General features: G+C 67.7%; 12 protein-coding genes. 3 read left to right on the forward strand and 9 right to left on the reverse strand.

The genetic code is table 11. The features are described from left to right. On the forward strand, nucleotides 1-251 hold a 251-nt coding region (locus ACESK5_RS16595), incomplete at its 5' end, for a phosphoribosylformylglycinamidine synthase subunit PurQ (protein WP_372912694.1). Between the two features lie 340 nt (nucleotides 252-591). Here the strand turns inward: ACESK5_RS16595 and ACESK5_RS16600 are convergent. Next, nucleotides 592-1,662, reverse strand: a complete 1,071-nt coding sequence (locus tag ACESK5_RS16600) for an archaeosine biosynthesis radical SAM protein RaSEA (protein WP_372912695.1) — start codon at nucleotides 1,660-1,662, stop codon at nucleotides 592-594. Between the two features lie 97 nt (nucleotides 1,663-1,759). On the opposite strand from ACESK5_RS16600, the gene ACESK5_RS16605 reads away from it, so the two are divergent. Continuing rightward, nucleotides 1,760-2,809, forward strand: coding sequence for a hypothetical protein (locus ACESK5_RS16605; RefSeq protein ID WP_372912696.1), 1,050 nt, complete (start codon nucleotides 1,760-1,762; stop codon nucleotides 2,807-2,809). Between the two features lie 45 nt (nucleotides 2,810-2,854). After that, nucleotides 2,855-3,625, forward strand: coding sequence for a hypothetical protein (locus tag ACESK5_RS16610; RefSeq protein ID WP_372912697.1), 771 nt, complete (start codon nucleotides 2,855-2,857; stop codon nucleotides 3,623-3,625). Between the two features lie 62 nt (nucleotides 3,626-3,687). Here ACESK5_RS16610 and ACESK5_RS16615 read toward each other — a convergent pair whose 3' ends face one another. From ACESK5_RS16615 to ACESK5_RS16650, 8 genes are all read right to left on the reverse strand, one after another. Next, on the reverse strand, nucleotides 3,688-4,260 hold the full coding sequence (locus ACESK5_RS16615; RefSeq protein WP_372912698.1) for a DoxX family membrane protein: 573 nt from the start codon (nucleotides 4,258-4,260) through the stop codon (nucleotides 3,688-3,690). A gap of 49 nt (nucleotides 4,261-4,309) precedes the next feature. Beyond that, nucleotides 4,310-6,868 (reverse strand): PAS domain S-box protein, encoded by a 2,559-nt coding sequence (locus ACESK5_RS16620; protein WP_372912699.1) that lies wholly within the window; start codon nucleotides 6,866-6,868, stop codon nucleotides 4,310-4,312. 142 nt (nucleotides 6,869-7,010) lie between these two features. Then, nucleotides 7,011-7,871: an ABC transporter permease gene (locus ACESK5_RS16625; protein ID WP_372912700.1), complete on the reverse strand. Its 861-nt coding sequence runs from the start codon at nucleotides 7,869-7,871 to the stop codon at nucleotides 7,011-7,013. Further along, on the reverse strand, nucleotides 7,868-8,785 hold the full coding sequence (locus tag ACESK5_RS16630; RefSeq protein WP_372912701.1) for an ABC transporter permease: 918 nt from the start codon (nucleotides 8,783-8,785) through the stop codon (nucleotides 7,868-7,870). Before ACESK5_RS16630 ends, ACESK5_RS16625 begins: the two co-directional genes overlap by 4 nt. A 1-nt stretch (nucleotide 8,786) precedes the next feature. After that, nucleotides 8,787-9,881 carry an ABC transporter ATP-binding protein gene (locus tag ACESK5_RS16635; protein ID WP_372912702.1) on the reverse strand — a complete coding sequence of 365 codons (1,095 nt, stop codon included), beginning with the start codon at nucleotides 9,879-9,881 and terminating at the stop codon, nucleotides 8,787-8,789. A 4-nt stretch (nucleotides 9,882-9,885) separates the two neighbouring features. Next, nucleotides 9,886-11,007, reverse strand: a complete 1,122-nt coding sequence (locus ACESK5_RS16640; protein ID WP_372912703.1) for a PotD/PotF family extracellular solute-binding protein — start codon at nucleotides 11,005-11,007, stop codon at nucleotides 9,886-9,888. A 131-nt stretch (nucleotides 11,008-11,138) separates the two neighbouring features. After that, nucleotides 11,139-12,542 (reverse strand): FAD-binding oxidoreductase, encoded by a 1,404-nt coding sequence (locus ACESK5_RS16645; RefSeq protein ID WP_372912704.1) that lies wholly within the window; start codon nucleotides 12,540-12,542, stop codon nucleotides 11,139-11,141. Between the two features lie 62 nt (nucleotides 12,543-12,604). Further along, a complete protein-coding gene (locus tag ACESK5_RS16650) occupies nucleotides 12,605-13,240 on the reverse strand; it encodes an IS6 family transposase (protein ID WP_372912705.1) in 636 nt (211 codons plus the stop codon). Nucleotides 13,241-13,475: the final 235 nt, after the last annotated feature.

The raw sequence follows: 13,475 nt of genomic DNA on the forward strand, positions 1-13,475 counted from the left end.
GCGAGGGACGGTTCGAGGTGAGTGCGGAGCGGTACGACCGACTCGAGGCGGAGGGTCGCGTGCTCTTCCGCTACTGTGACAGCGAGGGGAACGTGACGGAGGCGGCGAACCCGAACGGCTCCGTCGGTAACGTGGCGGGCGTGCTCGGAGCGCGTGACACGGTCGCGGTGTTGATGCCGCACCCCGAGCGGGCGACCCTCCCGGACCTCGGGCGGACGGACGGGCAGGGGATACTGCGGGGGCTCGCGTAGGCGGGTGCGTTACAGTTCGACCCACGCGGGCGTGTCGGTCGCGATCCAGCCGTCGGCGTTGCCGTCTTCGCGGATCTCGAGCCAGCCGTCCTTGTAGTGAACCGATTTGTAGGCGTGTTCCGACATGGGTGTGGGATAGCGAGTCGCTATCACGAGGTACCACGCGGTACGGCTACTTTGGTACGCGGCGCTTTCTGACCCGGAAGGGTCAGCTTACACACACCAACGGTCGGTTAAGTGGCGACTCGGAAGCTCCGTCGACTCCCGTGGACACCCGTTTCGACCGTCCGAGACGGCTCGAAACCGGCTAAATCGGTGGTTTAGGACGGTCCTACTCGTCTCAGCGGGTGAGCGGCGCGGCGTAGGCCGTCTCCTCGTCGAGGACCGCTCGCCACGTCGCCTCGCAGTCACACGACACCTGGTCGAACACCGACGAGTCCTGACGGAGGTCGAAGTCCTTGATGGCGCGCTGGACGCGGTCGTCGCACTCGCCGCAGTTGTGCGGGCCGCGGTCGGAGCCGTGGCCGACGGGGTCAGAGACGACGAGCGCGTCGACGTCCGTCGTCCGTTCGAGCACGGCGGCGACCGACCAGAGCCACGGCGGGCGGTAGCCGCCCTCGAAGAACAGCTCGTCGACCATCGTGTACCGCTGGACATTACACGGGTTCATCGAGACGGTGTGGGCGTACGACGCACAGCGCCGCACGGACGAGACCATGTCCTCGAGCGCCTCGCGTTCGGTGAGGAACGGCGGCTTCATCAGGAGGTACGCCTTGATGCCCGCCCCGGCGGCGTCGGCCTCCTCGCTCGCGGCGACGAAGTCGTCGAAGTCGAAGTACTTGTTCACACAGTCGTGGCGGACGCGGTCGGTGGCCGTCTCCAGCCCCACCGCGACGTCCGTCTCCAGCCCCTTGTCGGTGAAGTCGGCGAGTTTCTCGCGGGAGACGAAGTCCGGGAGCGACTCGACGACGATGCGCTCCCTGTCCGCGAACGTCTCGGCGATGGCCGCGCGCGTCTCGGCCGGCACCTCGCGCTCGTCGAGGAACGACCCCGACGTGTATATCTTGATGAGCGGGGCGGGGTCGTCGGCGTGCTCCGTCTCGTGGTCGAGACAGACCTGAATCTGGTCCATCAGCGCGTCGTGCGCGACGGTTCCCCCCTCGACGCTCTCGGCGACGTAGCCACACATCGTACACCCGCCGGCCCGCGCCCAGCGACACCCGCCGGTGTTGAGGATGATGGTGAGCGACTGGCGGACGCCGTCCGGCGTGTTGTCCTCGTCGAGCCACACCCGCGTCGGTTCGTGGGGGTCGTACGTCTCCTCCTTCTGCGACCGGATGTCGCGCATCACCTGGTTGTGCGCGTCCATGCCGCGACCCCGTTCGTACACCTCGGGCGTCGGCTTACTCATTGGCCTCCCTATCAGGGCGCCAGCCAAAACCGCTTCGTCTCGGGCGTCGACCCCGCGCGGCCGAAGGATATTCGCCCGTGTGACCCGACGACTCCCCATGCTCCTCCGTCGTCGACACCTCCTCGCCCTTCTCTCGACGGCCGTCGCCGGTTGCGGCGGGGCGGGCGAGCGCAAACCTCGGGAGACGCGGACGACTGCCCCACCGGCAGAGACGACGCAGGCGCCGCCGGGACGGCGAACCCGGCGACAGTCCGTCTCGGTCGGCAACGCCCGGTCGGTACCGACGTTCGTCACCGTCGCAGTCGAGTACGACGGGGCGACGGTGTTCGTCGAGAGTCTCGACCTCGTCCCGGGCGAACGGCGGACCGTCCGGACACCCATCGACCGCGAGGGGCGGTACGACGTCGTCGTCGAGACGGCGGACGGCGACCGGGTGACGGACCGCTGGGCGGTCGTCGCCGGACTCGACGGCCTCGCGGTGACGCTCGCCGACGGCATCGGCCTGATCCGGACGGTCCGCTGTGCGGGCGACTGTCGCGCCTTCGAGCGCGGCGAACAGGTCGACGAACCGCTCGTCGGCGACGGGAGTCCGCGGTGGTACGCGCCGGCGCAGGTCGTCCTCCGCAACCCGGGGCCGGCGACGGGGGCCAGCCTCGCGGTGACGCTCGACGACGAGACGCTCGTCGACGCGCGCTACCGGGTCGCTCGCGGGACGCAGGTGGTCGTCCCGCTGACGTACCGGAGCGGCACCTACCGGGTCGCGGTGGCGCGAGCAGGCGACCGAGTCGCCGGCGCGTGGCGCGTCCCCGAGGAACCCTCACGGGTCGTCGACGTGTCGACCCTCGCGGTCGGCTGTGGTCCCGCGAACTCGCAGTTGCGCATCGAGAACACCGACACGGAGACGCACACGGTGGCGGTGACCGTCGAACGCGACGGGACGGCCGTCTACGAGGAGCGCTTCACGCTCGACTCGGGCGACAGCACGGCAGTGGTTCCGGTCGACGAGTCGGGGCGATACGCAGTCCGGGTGCGACTCGACGACGGCGGGGTGACCCGGGGAACGTGGTGGTCGTGCCCGCCGCACGGCCCGGCGACTGTCGCCGTCGACGCCACCGGCCGGGCGCACCTCCGACAGACTGGCCTGTAACCCGCCGACCCGTGGAGATTTACCGCCGCCGTGCCAGGAACGCGTGTGGCGTGTCGACGTCGGACCCTGCTCGTTGCCCTCCTGGCGGGTGGAGCCGGCTGTGGGTCGGCGGGGACGACATCGGAGACGCGGACGGCGGCGGGACCCGAGTCGAGACGAGCGACGCCGACACCGGGGACGGAGACAGGGACTGCACCCGAGCCGGAGCCGTCGGCGCCGAGCGGCGTCGTCACCGTCGTGAACGACGCCGACGAGGACCGGTACGTGACGGTGGCAGTCGACCGCGAAGGGGAGACGGCGCTCGTCGAGAGCCGGACCGTCCGGCGCGGGACGGCGGTCACACTCGACGGGCGCGTCCCTCCCGGGACGTACCGGACCGTCGTCGAGACGGCGTCGGGCATCCGCGACCAGTTCGACTGGCGGGTGACGCCGGCGCTCACGGCGCTCCGCGTCCGGCTGACGACCCACGTCAGGTTCTCCCGGCCGGCGCTGTGTGACCCGGCGTGCGTTCTCGCCGTCGGTGGCGAGTCGCGGGGGTATCCCGACGGTGGGTTCGACCCCCGGGGACGACGCGCCGGCTCCGAACTCCGGGTGTACAACCCCGGCGAACGAGAGGAACGGCTCCGCGTCCGCGTCGCCGACGGTGAGGTCCTCGACTACCGGTATCGCGTCCCACCCGCCGTACTGCTCACGATACCCGTGCCACAGCGGGCGGGCGAGACGGCGGTCCGAATCGACGTGGCGGACGACCGGGTACGAGCGTTCGACTGGGCGATGGAGACCGACCCGGTCCGGTACGTCGTCCTCGGGCAGTGAGACACGCGGGAGCGTCGGCTCGCGGCGCGGTGAACGAAAGAATTCGCCAGGGAGTCCGCGACTCAGCCGAGTAAGAGCTTGAGCCACCGATTGTTCCGGACGACCGAGAGCTTCTCGAGGCGGGCGTCGATGCCGAGGATGCGGCCCGCGCCGAACGCGCCCAGTCCGAAGAGGAGGAACGCGTAGACGAGGTGGTCGTCGACGACCCAACCGTGTTCGAGCGGCAGGCCGGCGAGGAGCCCCCCCTGGAGCGCCGCGAGCCAGTAGAACAGCATCATGACGGCACCCCAGAACGCGTTCCAGCGGACGAACGCCCCGAGGATGAGTCCGAGACCGGTGAGCGTGAGCCCCCACATGTTCAGCATGTCGATGAGGGGGTTGCCCGCCATGGCGCCGAACACCCCGATGAACGGGTTGCCAGGTGGGATGGCGTTGGCGAGGTAGCCGGCCGCGGTCCAGTTGTTCGACGGGTCCGCGTCGAGATACGTCACCAGTTTCGTGATGCCACCCTGGAACAGCACCCACCCCATCGTCACACGCATGAACACCAGCGAGTATCCGATCCAGTTCTCCGAGTAGTCGAAGTCGAAGCCACGACCGAGGATTTCGGCGTGAAGCGTGTTTTGTGTGGACATTCCACACAGTCGTACGCCGCTTCACGATACCAAACCCGAGCCTGAATATTCAAGTACCAGCGTTATTAGAACGGTCGACCCCGTCGAGGGATTCCGGGTCTGACGGCGGGGTGGCGTCCGGCACGGAACCGTTTCGGAACGGACCGGTCGACCCGTCGGGAAGGTGGAGCGTCACGGCCGTTCCGGCGTCGGTCACGTCGACGGAGACCCAGCCGCCCGCCTGCGCGACGATGCTTCGCACCAGCCACAGCCCCAGTCCCTGCCCGTGGTTGAGCGGCGTCTCTTCGCCGTGGACCAGCACGTCCGCCTCGGACCGTGGCATCCCCGGCCCGCCGTCCGTCACCCGGACGTCGACCCACCCGGGTCGGGCCCGGGACAGGCACAGACCGACCCTCGACGTCCCGCAGTCGTCCGCGGCCACCGCGTTGTCGACCAGTTCTGTCAGGGCCGACGCCACCGCCGGTGGCACGCTCGCCGTGACCGACGTCGGGAGCGTCGCCTCGACGACGGCGTCGGGGTACGCCTCGTTCGCGGCGGCCGTGACGTCCGCCACCAGCGACCGGGCGTCGACCGTCCGGTCGTACTGGGCCTGCTCGCGGAGGATGCGCTGCATCTCGCCGACGCGTGCGGTCATGCTCTCCCACTTGTCGAGGACCGCCTCGACGACGCCGACGGCGCGCTCACGCGTATCGGGGGTGTCGGTGTCGGCGAGCAGCCCCACGTAACCGCGCAGTTTCCCGAGGTCGTTCCGGATGTTGTGGCGCAGCACCCGCTGGAGCACCGCCGCGTGCTGGCGCTGGCGCCGCTGTGTGGTGACGTCGCGGCCCTCGAGCACCAGGAGCATCACCGCCCCGTTCTCGTCGTAGACCGGTTTGAGCGAGAAGTCCAGCGTCGAGAGGCCGTCGCGGCCGAGCACCTCGGTCTCGTAGCGGAGGAGTTCGCCCTCGGCCGCACGGCCGACGGCCTCGCGGAGGCGCTCGCGGCAGGCCCGGTCGTGGTCCCACCACGGCGTCTCCCAGACGGGGGTTCCGACGACCGCGTCGCGGTCGAAGTCGCCGAACCCGAGGGCCCGCTCGTTGATTTCGACCCACGTCCCATCGGGGTCGAGCACCCCGGTCAGCTGGTACGTCTGGTTGAAGATGGCCTCGAACCGTCGGGCGTGCCGCTTCTCGTCGGTGACGTCGCGCGCGTAGACGAGCATCCCGCCGACGGCGTCGTCGTCGAGGAGGTTCCGCCCGCGGACGTCGAGGACGCGCCACTCGCCCGCGGGGTCCCGGAAGCGGAACTCGGCGGAGGCCTGGTGGTCGGGGTTCTCGACGCTGGCGAAGAACTCCCGCATCGCCGTGAACTGGTCGGCCGGGTGGACCAGGTCGAACGCGTTCCGTCCCGTCAGGTCGGCCGGGTCGTAGCCGAGCACGCTCGCGACGGAACCGCTCAGATACTCGAACCGACCGTCCGGACCGATGACGCTCACCACGTCGACCGACTCCTCGAGGAACCGCTCCGTACGGCGCCGCTCCTGGAACTGGTCCGTCAGGTCGTGGACGAGGACGGTGAACTGTCGCGCGTCGTCGAGTCCGTCGACCGTCGGGACGTACTGGACGTCGGCGTAGAAACGAGAGCCGTCGGCCCGCGTGAGCCAGCCGGTGTACGACCCGGCGTCGGCGCGGTGGCGTCGCCGCACGGCGTCGCCGTCACCGTCGTCCGCCGGACCGAAGAGTTCGTCCGTCGACAGACCGACTGCCGTCTCCGCCTCGTAGCCGAACAGTCGCTTCGCACCCGCGTTCCACGTGAGAACCGTACCGGCTTCGTCGACCCGGACGAACGCGTACTCCTCGACGTTCTCGGTGAACAGTCGCGTGCGCTCGGTCGCCAGGACGGCTTCGTGTTCCTGTCGTTTCTGCGCCGTGACCTCGGTGAGAGTCGCCAGCAGTGTGGTCGGTTCCCCGTCCTCGCAGAGGACGACCCCCCGGGTGCTGACCCACGTTATCTGCCCGTCGGCGCCGACCAGTCGGTACTCCGGTCCGGCCGGGTCGCCGGTCGAGAGCATCGCCTCGATGGCCCGCTGGACGCGGTTGCGGTCGGCGGGGTGGACGAACCGGAGGAACTCCTCGACGGTGCCGGGCGTCGCACCGAGCAGGTCTCTGAGCGTCCGGTCCCACGCGATTTCGCCGGTGCGGAGGTTCCACTCGGCGATACCGGTCTTCGTCTTGCTCAACACCAGTTCCAGTTTCCGCCGCTCGCGTTCGAGTCGGCGCTCCCGCCGACCACGTCGACCGGTCGTCGTCCGGCCGCACTGCGGGTCGACGGGGACGAACGTCACCGTCGACGTCCCCTCGGAGACGTCGACGCCAGCGGCGACCGGCACGCGAGACCCGTCGGCCGCCCGTAACGCGACGGACACGCCGGTCACAGCCGACTCGGTGCGGTCGTCCACCGCGAGGAAGTCGTCGAGCGGCCGGCCGACGAGTCGGTCGGGGTCGTATCCGAGGACCGAGCGCACCGTCTCCGAGCAGTGGGTGACGACTGGGCCCGACTCCCGGTGGTCGAACGAGACCCGGACAGCAGGCCGGGCCAGGCCGTCTGGGAGCGAGGAGGAACCGCCCATGACCGGCCGGAAGAAGACAGTGTGTATATCCGTTACGTCCGGATTTCCTGAATTGATAACCACCCTGTGCGACGGCGTGCGGCGGGGCGACGGCCGTGACCGCGGGCGACGACGCGCCGTCGCCCGCGCGACGACAACGACGCTACCCCCGCGCGAGCAGGTCGACGCGGGTGAGCCACACGGACACGAGGACGAGAGTCACGGCCACGAGGAGGAAGACGACGGAGATGACGTTCACCTCGGGGGTGACGTTGTAGCGAATCTGGTTCCAGATGTAGACGGGGAGCGTGGTGGTCGCGGAGTCCTTCACGAAGTAGGTGAAGACGAACTCGTTGAACGACAGCGTGAAGGCCAGCAGCCCACCGGCGATGATACCGGGGAAGACGTTGGGGAGCGTCACCTGCCGGAACGTCTGGAGTTCGTCCGCCCCGAGGTCCTTCGACGCCTCCTCGAGCTGCCGGTCGAAGGTGAGGAACGTCGGGATGATGACCAGCGTCGCGAAGGGGATGGTGCGGATGACGTGGGCGATGACCACGGCGGGGTAGCCGCTGAGGACGATGAGCGGGCGGATGAGTCCGAAGAAGAGGACGAGAGCGATGCCCGTCACCACGAGCGGGACGACGATGGGCAGCGTCGCCAGCAGTTGCAGGGTCGTCCGGCCGGGGAAGACGTAGCGGTCGACGGCGTAGGCGATGAGCGTCGCCAGGACGACGGTGATGAACGTCGTCGGAATCGACACCTGCAGGGTGGTGAAGATGGCGTCGATGGCCGTGTCGTTCTCGAGGAAGACGAAGTACCACCGGAGGGTGAGCTCCTCCGGCGGGAACGACAGCACGCCACCCTCCGCGAACGACATGAACACGAGGACGGCGATGGGGACCCAGAGGAACGCGAAGACGGCGACCATCGCGACGCGGGCGAGCGAACTCCCGTGGTTCTGCACGAGCCGTTCGACGGCGGCGACGGGCCCCGTCGAACGCGGGTTCGCGGTGTCGGTGCTCACGTCCGCTCACCCCCCTCGCCGCCGAACAGGTTGCCGCCGCCGCGAGCGCCCGCGACGAGCAGCAGCACCACCACGACGGAGATGACGATGCCGATGGCCGCGCCGAACGGCCAGTTGAACGCCGACTTGAACTGGTTCTCGATGACCATCCCGATCATGATGTTGTTCGTCCCGCCCAGCAGTCGGGGCGTGATGAACGACCCGAACGTCGGGATGAACACGAGGATGACGCCGGTGATGACGCCGTTCTTCGTCATCGGGAGCGTCACGGTGAAGAACGTCTTGATGGGGCCGGCCCCCAGGTCCTTCGCGGCCTCGATGAGGTCCGCGTCGAGATTCGTGAGCGAGGCGTAGAAGGGCAGGACGGCGAGGGGGAGCCACACGTAGGTGAACCCGATCATCACTGCGGGCTGGGTGTAGAGCAACCCGAGCGTCGGGAGGCCGAACAGCTCCAGCGTGGAGTCGAGGACGCCGCCGCTCTGGAGGATGTTGATCCACGCGTACATCCGGATGATGTACGAGGTCCAGAACGGGAGGATGACCAGGAGCAACAGGAGGGTCGCCCGTCGCGAGAAGCGGACGATGCTGTACGCGAGCGTGTATCCGACGACGGTCACCAGCACCGTCACCTGCACGGTGATGACGAGCGTCCGCCACACCACCGTGAGATACGTCTGTGACCCGAGGAAGTTCGTGTAGTTCGCGATGGTCCATGGGCCGTTTATCTGGCCCTCCTGGAACGAGATGACGAGCATCGCCAGCAGCGGGAGGACGAAGAAGACGACGAGCACGCCGTAGGGCGGCCCGGCGACGGCCAGCTTCTTCAGCCGCGGGCGGGTGCGGAAGAAGTCCGTCAGGTCCGACAGCGCCGTCGACTCGCCGCTCGGCGTACGTGTCTCCGTCTCCGCCCCCATCTCAGGTCGCCTCCCGTGGCTCCGGCTCCGCCGTCTCGCCCCCGCTCCCGGCCCGGAAGAGGTGGACGTCCTCGGCGTCCCACGCGACTGTCACGCTGTCTCCGACGTCGAAGTCCGACCCGCGGACGTCGGCGACGACGTCGCCCCACCGGTCGGTCTCGACGGTGTAGACGGTGTCGGAGCCCTGGTAGCTCCGCGTCCGGACCGTCCCCGGGGCGGCGAAGTCGCCCTCGCCGCTCAGCGTGACGTCGTGGGGGCGGACACAGACGTGGATGCGGTCGCCGGCCGCGAACCCGTTCGTCGCCGGGAGGAACCGTTCCGTCCCGCCCGTCTCGATGGTGAGGCCGTCGCCGTCGGCCGACACGACCCGGGCGTCGACGGTGTTGACGTCGCCGATGAAGTCCGCGACGAACTGCGACTGGGGGGACTCGTACAGCGCCTCGACCGAGTCGACCTGTTCGACGAGTCCGTCGTTGAGCACGACGAGTCTGTCTGAGACCGAGAGGGCCACCTCCTGGTCGTGGGTGACGTAGAGGAACGTGATGCCCGTCTCCGCCTGGATACGCTGGAGTTCGGTCTGCATGTGCTGGCGCAGTTTCCGGTCCAGACTGGAGAGCGGTTCGTCGAACAGCACCAGCGCCGGTTCGTTCACCAGGGCGCGGGCGAGCGCGACCCGTTGCTGTTCGCCCCCGGACAGTTCCGAGGGGTCGCGCGGGCCGTAGCCGGGGAGGTGGACCATCTCGAGCATCTCCTCCGTTCGCCGCTCGCGTTCGTCCTTCGAGACGCCGCGCTGTTTCAGGCCGTACTGGATGTTCTCCGCGACCGTCAGGTGGGGGAAGAGCGCGAGGTTCTGGAACACCATGTTGATGTCGCGCTCGAACGGGGGCGTCCCGACGATGTTCTCGCCGTCGAGGACGATTTCGCCCTCCGTCGGCGTCTCGAACCCCGCGACCATCCGAAGGATGGTGGACTTGCCGCTGCCCGAGGGGCCGAGGATGGAGACGAACTCGCCGTCCTCGACGGCGAAGTTCGCGTCGTCGACTGCGGTGAGGTCCCCGAACCGCTTCGTGAGGCCGCGAACGCTGAGGAGTGACATCGGCCTATGCTGCCTTGACCGCCGTCCAGATCTCGTCGTACTTCGAGCGGACGTCGTCCGAGAGCGTCTCGGAGAAGACGAGGTTCCAGTCCGAGGGCCACGTCGTGAACTCGCGGTCCTCCTCGGAGAGTTCGCTCTGGATGTCGACGCCGGGCTTGTACCCCATCGTCTCGAACAGCTTCGCCGCGTTGGGCTTCTCCGACGCCCAGTTCGTGAACAGCAGGCTCGTGATGGGGTTCGGCGCCCCCTTCGGGATGACGAACAGGTCGGAGGTGAACATCGCGCCCTCCTTCGGCGCCGTGTAGTTCACGGGCGCACCCTCGCTGAACCGCGCCGTGTACGTCCGCCCCATCGTGAGCGGCCCGGCGACGACGTCCTCGTTGACGAACAGCTGCATCCCCTGCTCGTAGTCGCCCCAGTACGTCCGCAAGAGCGGCTTCTGCTGCTTCAGTACCTCCTCGATCTCGTCGTAGTCCGACGGCTCGATGGGGTCCTGTCCGGTGTACATCGCCGCGATCTGACACGAGACGGTCGAGTTGTCCCACATCATGATCTCGCCCTCCAGCGACTCGTCCCAGAGGACGCCCCACGACTCGGGCGCGGAGTCGAACGCCTCGGTGTTGTACGTCAAGGGGTAGAGCACGAGGCTCTCGGGGACGGCGTACGTCGAGCCGCCCTGCCGGTAGGAGGAGGCCTCCTTGATGTTCTCCGTGACGTTCTCCCAGGCGGGCATGATGTCGACCGGGAGTTCGTGGAGGAAGTCGTTCTCGACCGAGCGCTCGACCCAGTTCGTGGTCGCGGCGATGTTGTCGATCTCGGTGTTGCCGGCCTGTAGCTGCGAGTACCACTGGTTCGGCGAGGAGTAGCCGCTGTTGGACACCTCGACGTCGTACTCGCTGCCGAACTCGTCCATCGCCCACTCGGCCCAGTCGTCGTACCAGTTCCAGAGGTTGAGGCTGGAGGAGTAGTCCTCCGGGGGCCACTCGGTGACGTCCATCGGCACCCTGTCGCCACCACCACCGCCGCCGCCAGTGCCACCGAGACAGCCGGCGACGGTGCCTGCGGCGAGCGCCGCACCCGTGGTTTTCAGTATCTCTCTGCGTCCGAACGATTCCCTGCGGGACATGACGCCGGCTTTAGACTCCTGGTATATAGTGGTATCTGTTACACTGGCACAGAGGTTCGGTTACTTCACGAACGAGTGAAAATCGGGGGCAGAAGTGTGCAGAGATGGGTGAATGTGGGTAACAGACCGGGTCAGTCGCCGTCCGAGTCCGGACCTGGAAGCACCTTTCCAGGGTTCAACACGCCGTCGGGGTCCAGTGCGCGCTTGACCGCCCACATCGCACGAACGCCGCTCTCGCCGTGTTCGTCGACCATGAACTTCCGCTTGCCGCGCCCGATGCCGTGCTCGCCGGTGGCGGTACCGCCCATCCGGATGGCCTCGCGGACGATGGTCTCGTAGGTGTCCCGGGCGCGTGCCCACGCCGTCTCGTCGTCCCGGTCGGCGAAGACGTCGAAGTGGATGTTCCCGTCGCCGGCGTGGCCGAAACAGGGGATGGGGATGTCCCGCTCTCGCGACAACGAGTGGATGCGCTCGACGAGTTCGGGGTACCGCGAGATGGGCACGGCCACGTCGCCGGCGACGATGGAGTCGAGGGCCGGGTAGTACGCCCGCGTCGCGTCGGCGAGTTCCCGCCGTGCCTCCCAGAGGTCGGCCTGGGCGGACTCGTCGCCGAACTCGACCGAGAGCGGGTCGTACCGGTCGAGGACGCTCTCACAGAAGGCGATTTCCTCGTCGACACCGTGGTTCGCGTGGAACTCGAGGAACGCCATCGGCTTCTCGGGCAGGTCGCCGTCGACGTAGGCGTTCGCCATCTCGGCGGCGAGCGAGTCGATGAGTTCGAGCGCCGCGACGTCGACGCCGGAGCGGACCACGTCGGAGGCGGCCGCCGCCGCCGTCTCGAAGGAGTCGAAGACGACTCGCCCGGCGCGGCGCTGCTCGGGCAGGCCCGCGAGTTTCAGCGTGGCGCGCGTCACCACCGCGAGCGTCCCCTCGCTCCCGATGATCAGGTCGCGGAGGTTGTACCCCGAGGAGGTCTTCGCGGCCTTCGTCCCGGCCTCGACGACCGACCCGTCGGCGAGGACGGCCTCCACCTCGCGGACCCAGTCGCCGACCTTCCCGTACTTCACCGTCTGCTTCCCGGCGGCGTTCGTCGCAATCATGCCGCCGACGGTGGCGATGTCGCCGGAGGTGGGCAGCGGCGGGAAGAACAGCCCGTAGCGTTCGAGCGCCTCGTTCACGTCGGCCCCGAGGATGCCGGGTTCGACGTCGACCTGGAGGTCGTCGGGGCGAATCTCCAGTACGCAGTCCATCCGAGTCATGTCGAGGCTGATGCCGCCGTGAGTCGGAACGGCGTTCCCCTCGATGCCCGTCGCGGCGGCGAACGGCGTCACGGCGACCCCGTGTTCGCTCGCCGTCTCGAGGACCGCGGAGACGTCGTCCGTGTTCTCCGGCCAGACGACGACGTCCGGTTCGACCGCGTCCTCGCGGGGCGTCCCCCAGTCGCGGGAGTGGTGGTCCCGGTCGCTCTCCGTGGTGGAGAACTGGTCGTCCCGCAGGGGCAGGTCGGCGAGGAGGTCGGGCGTGAGCGTCGACATCTGTCTACCGGAGGTTGTGAACCCGTCACAAAAGCGTGTGGGGTCGACGCGAGGGGTAGTGTTTAGTTTGGAGCATTGAACCAGGCGGCAAATGCTTGGAGCCAATTTTCGGCGGTTTTGGGTTCAACGTGGCTGAAACAGTTTGAGAACGAAGATGTGCGCCGCTTGAGTTCTCGAAAGATTCGTTCGATGGCGTTCCGATTTCCATGTCGCGTAGTTTGAAATCGGAGTCCGGCTCTGGTCAGCGCAGTTTGGAGGTGTTGAGCGCCATCGACCAGAAACACGGCGGATTCGACGTCGTGTTTCTGGCGGAGTTCACGGAGAAAAATCTCGGTTAACGCGATCGTTGTCGTCGAAAAGAGCCGCAGATGAAGGAAATCGTTCGTGTCAGGATCAGCGGCGGCGTACAGCCAAAATTGCTGATCGTTGATTCGAATCACGGTTTCGTCAACCGCGACGTGATTCGGGCTTCGACCGTCCGTGGGCTGTAGATCGGCCTTCTGCACCCAATCGTGAATGGCTTTGCGAGAGCGTTCGACACCCAACTCTTCGAGAATGGAGACGGTATTCGACAGCGACAGCCCCGCTAACTGCAAGTGAATACCGAGCTTCATCGCTGGCTCGGGTGTCCGCTTTCGCTCCACAAACTCCAAATCGATCCAGTCTGTACATCCGGCGAGGCGGGCGATTTCTGCCATAGACCAGCAAGAAATCACCCCGCCTCACTCTTCATCCTTAACTAAACACGACCACGCGAGGAGGGCGCAAACCCTTTGTACCCGATCGATAGACCACGACCAATGCAGTTCCGCGCCTTCGACGACGACCTCCGCCGGTTCACCGAGGAGTTCCTCCGCTTCGACACCACGGACGGGAACGAGCGCCCCGCCCAGGAGTGGGTCGCGTCCCGACTGGCGGAACTGGGCTTCGAGA

This window comes from Salinigranum sp. (assembly GCF_041641895.1).
In the GTDB taxonomy this organism is placed as follows: domain Archaea; phylum Halobacteriota; class Halobacteria; order Halobacteriales; family Haloferacaceae; genus Salinigranum.

Excerpts from the sequence above, each read along its gene's own strand:
- ACESK5_RS16640 (WP_372912703.1), bottom strand. The coding sequence starts at position 11,007 with ATGTCCCGCAGGGAATCGTTCGGACGCAGAGAGATACTGAAAACCACG.
- ACESK5_RS16615 (WP_372912698.1), bottom strand. The coding sequence starts at position 4,260 with ATGTCCACACAAAACACGCTTCACGCCGAAATCCTCGGTCGTGGCTTC.
- ACESK5_RS16645 (WP_372912704.1), bottom strand. The coding sequence starts at position 12,542 with ATGTCGACGCTCACGCCCGACCTCCTCGCCGACCTGCCCCTGCGGGAC.
- ACESK5_RS16620 (WP_372912699.1), bottom strand. The coding sequence starts at position 6,868 with ATGGGCGGTTCCTCCTCGCTCCCAGACGGCCTGGCCCGGCCTGCTGTC.
- ACESK5_RS16605 (WP_372912696.1), top strand. The coding sequence starts at position 1,760 with ATGCTCCTCCGTCGTCGACACCTCCTCGCCCTTCTCTCGACGGCCGTC.
- ACESK5_RS16635 (WP_372912702.1), bottom strand. The coding sequence starts at position 9,881 with ATGTCACTCCTCAGCGTTCGCGGCCTCACGAAGCGGTTCGGGGACCTC.
- ACESK5_RS16650 (WP_372912705.1), bottom strand. The coding sequence starts at position 13,240 with ATGGCAGAAATCGCCCGCCTCGCCGGATGTACAGACTGGATCGATTTG.
- ACESK5_RS16600 (WP_372912695.1), bottom strand. The coding sequence starts at position 1,662 with ATGAGTAAGCCGACGCCCGAGGTGTACGAACGGGGTCGCGGCATGGAC.
- ACESK5_RS16630 (WP_372912701.1), bottom strand. The coding sequence starts at position 8,785 with ATGGGGGCGGAGACGGAGACACGTACGCCGAGCGGCGAGTCGACGGCG.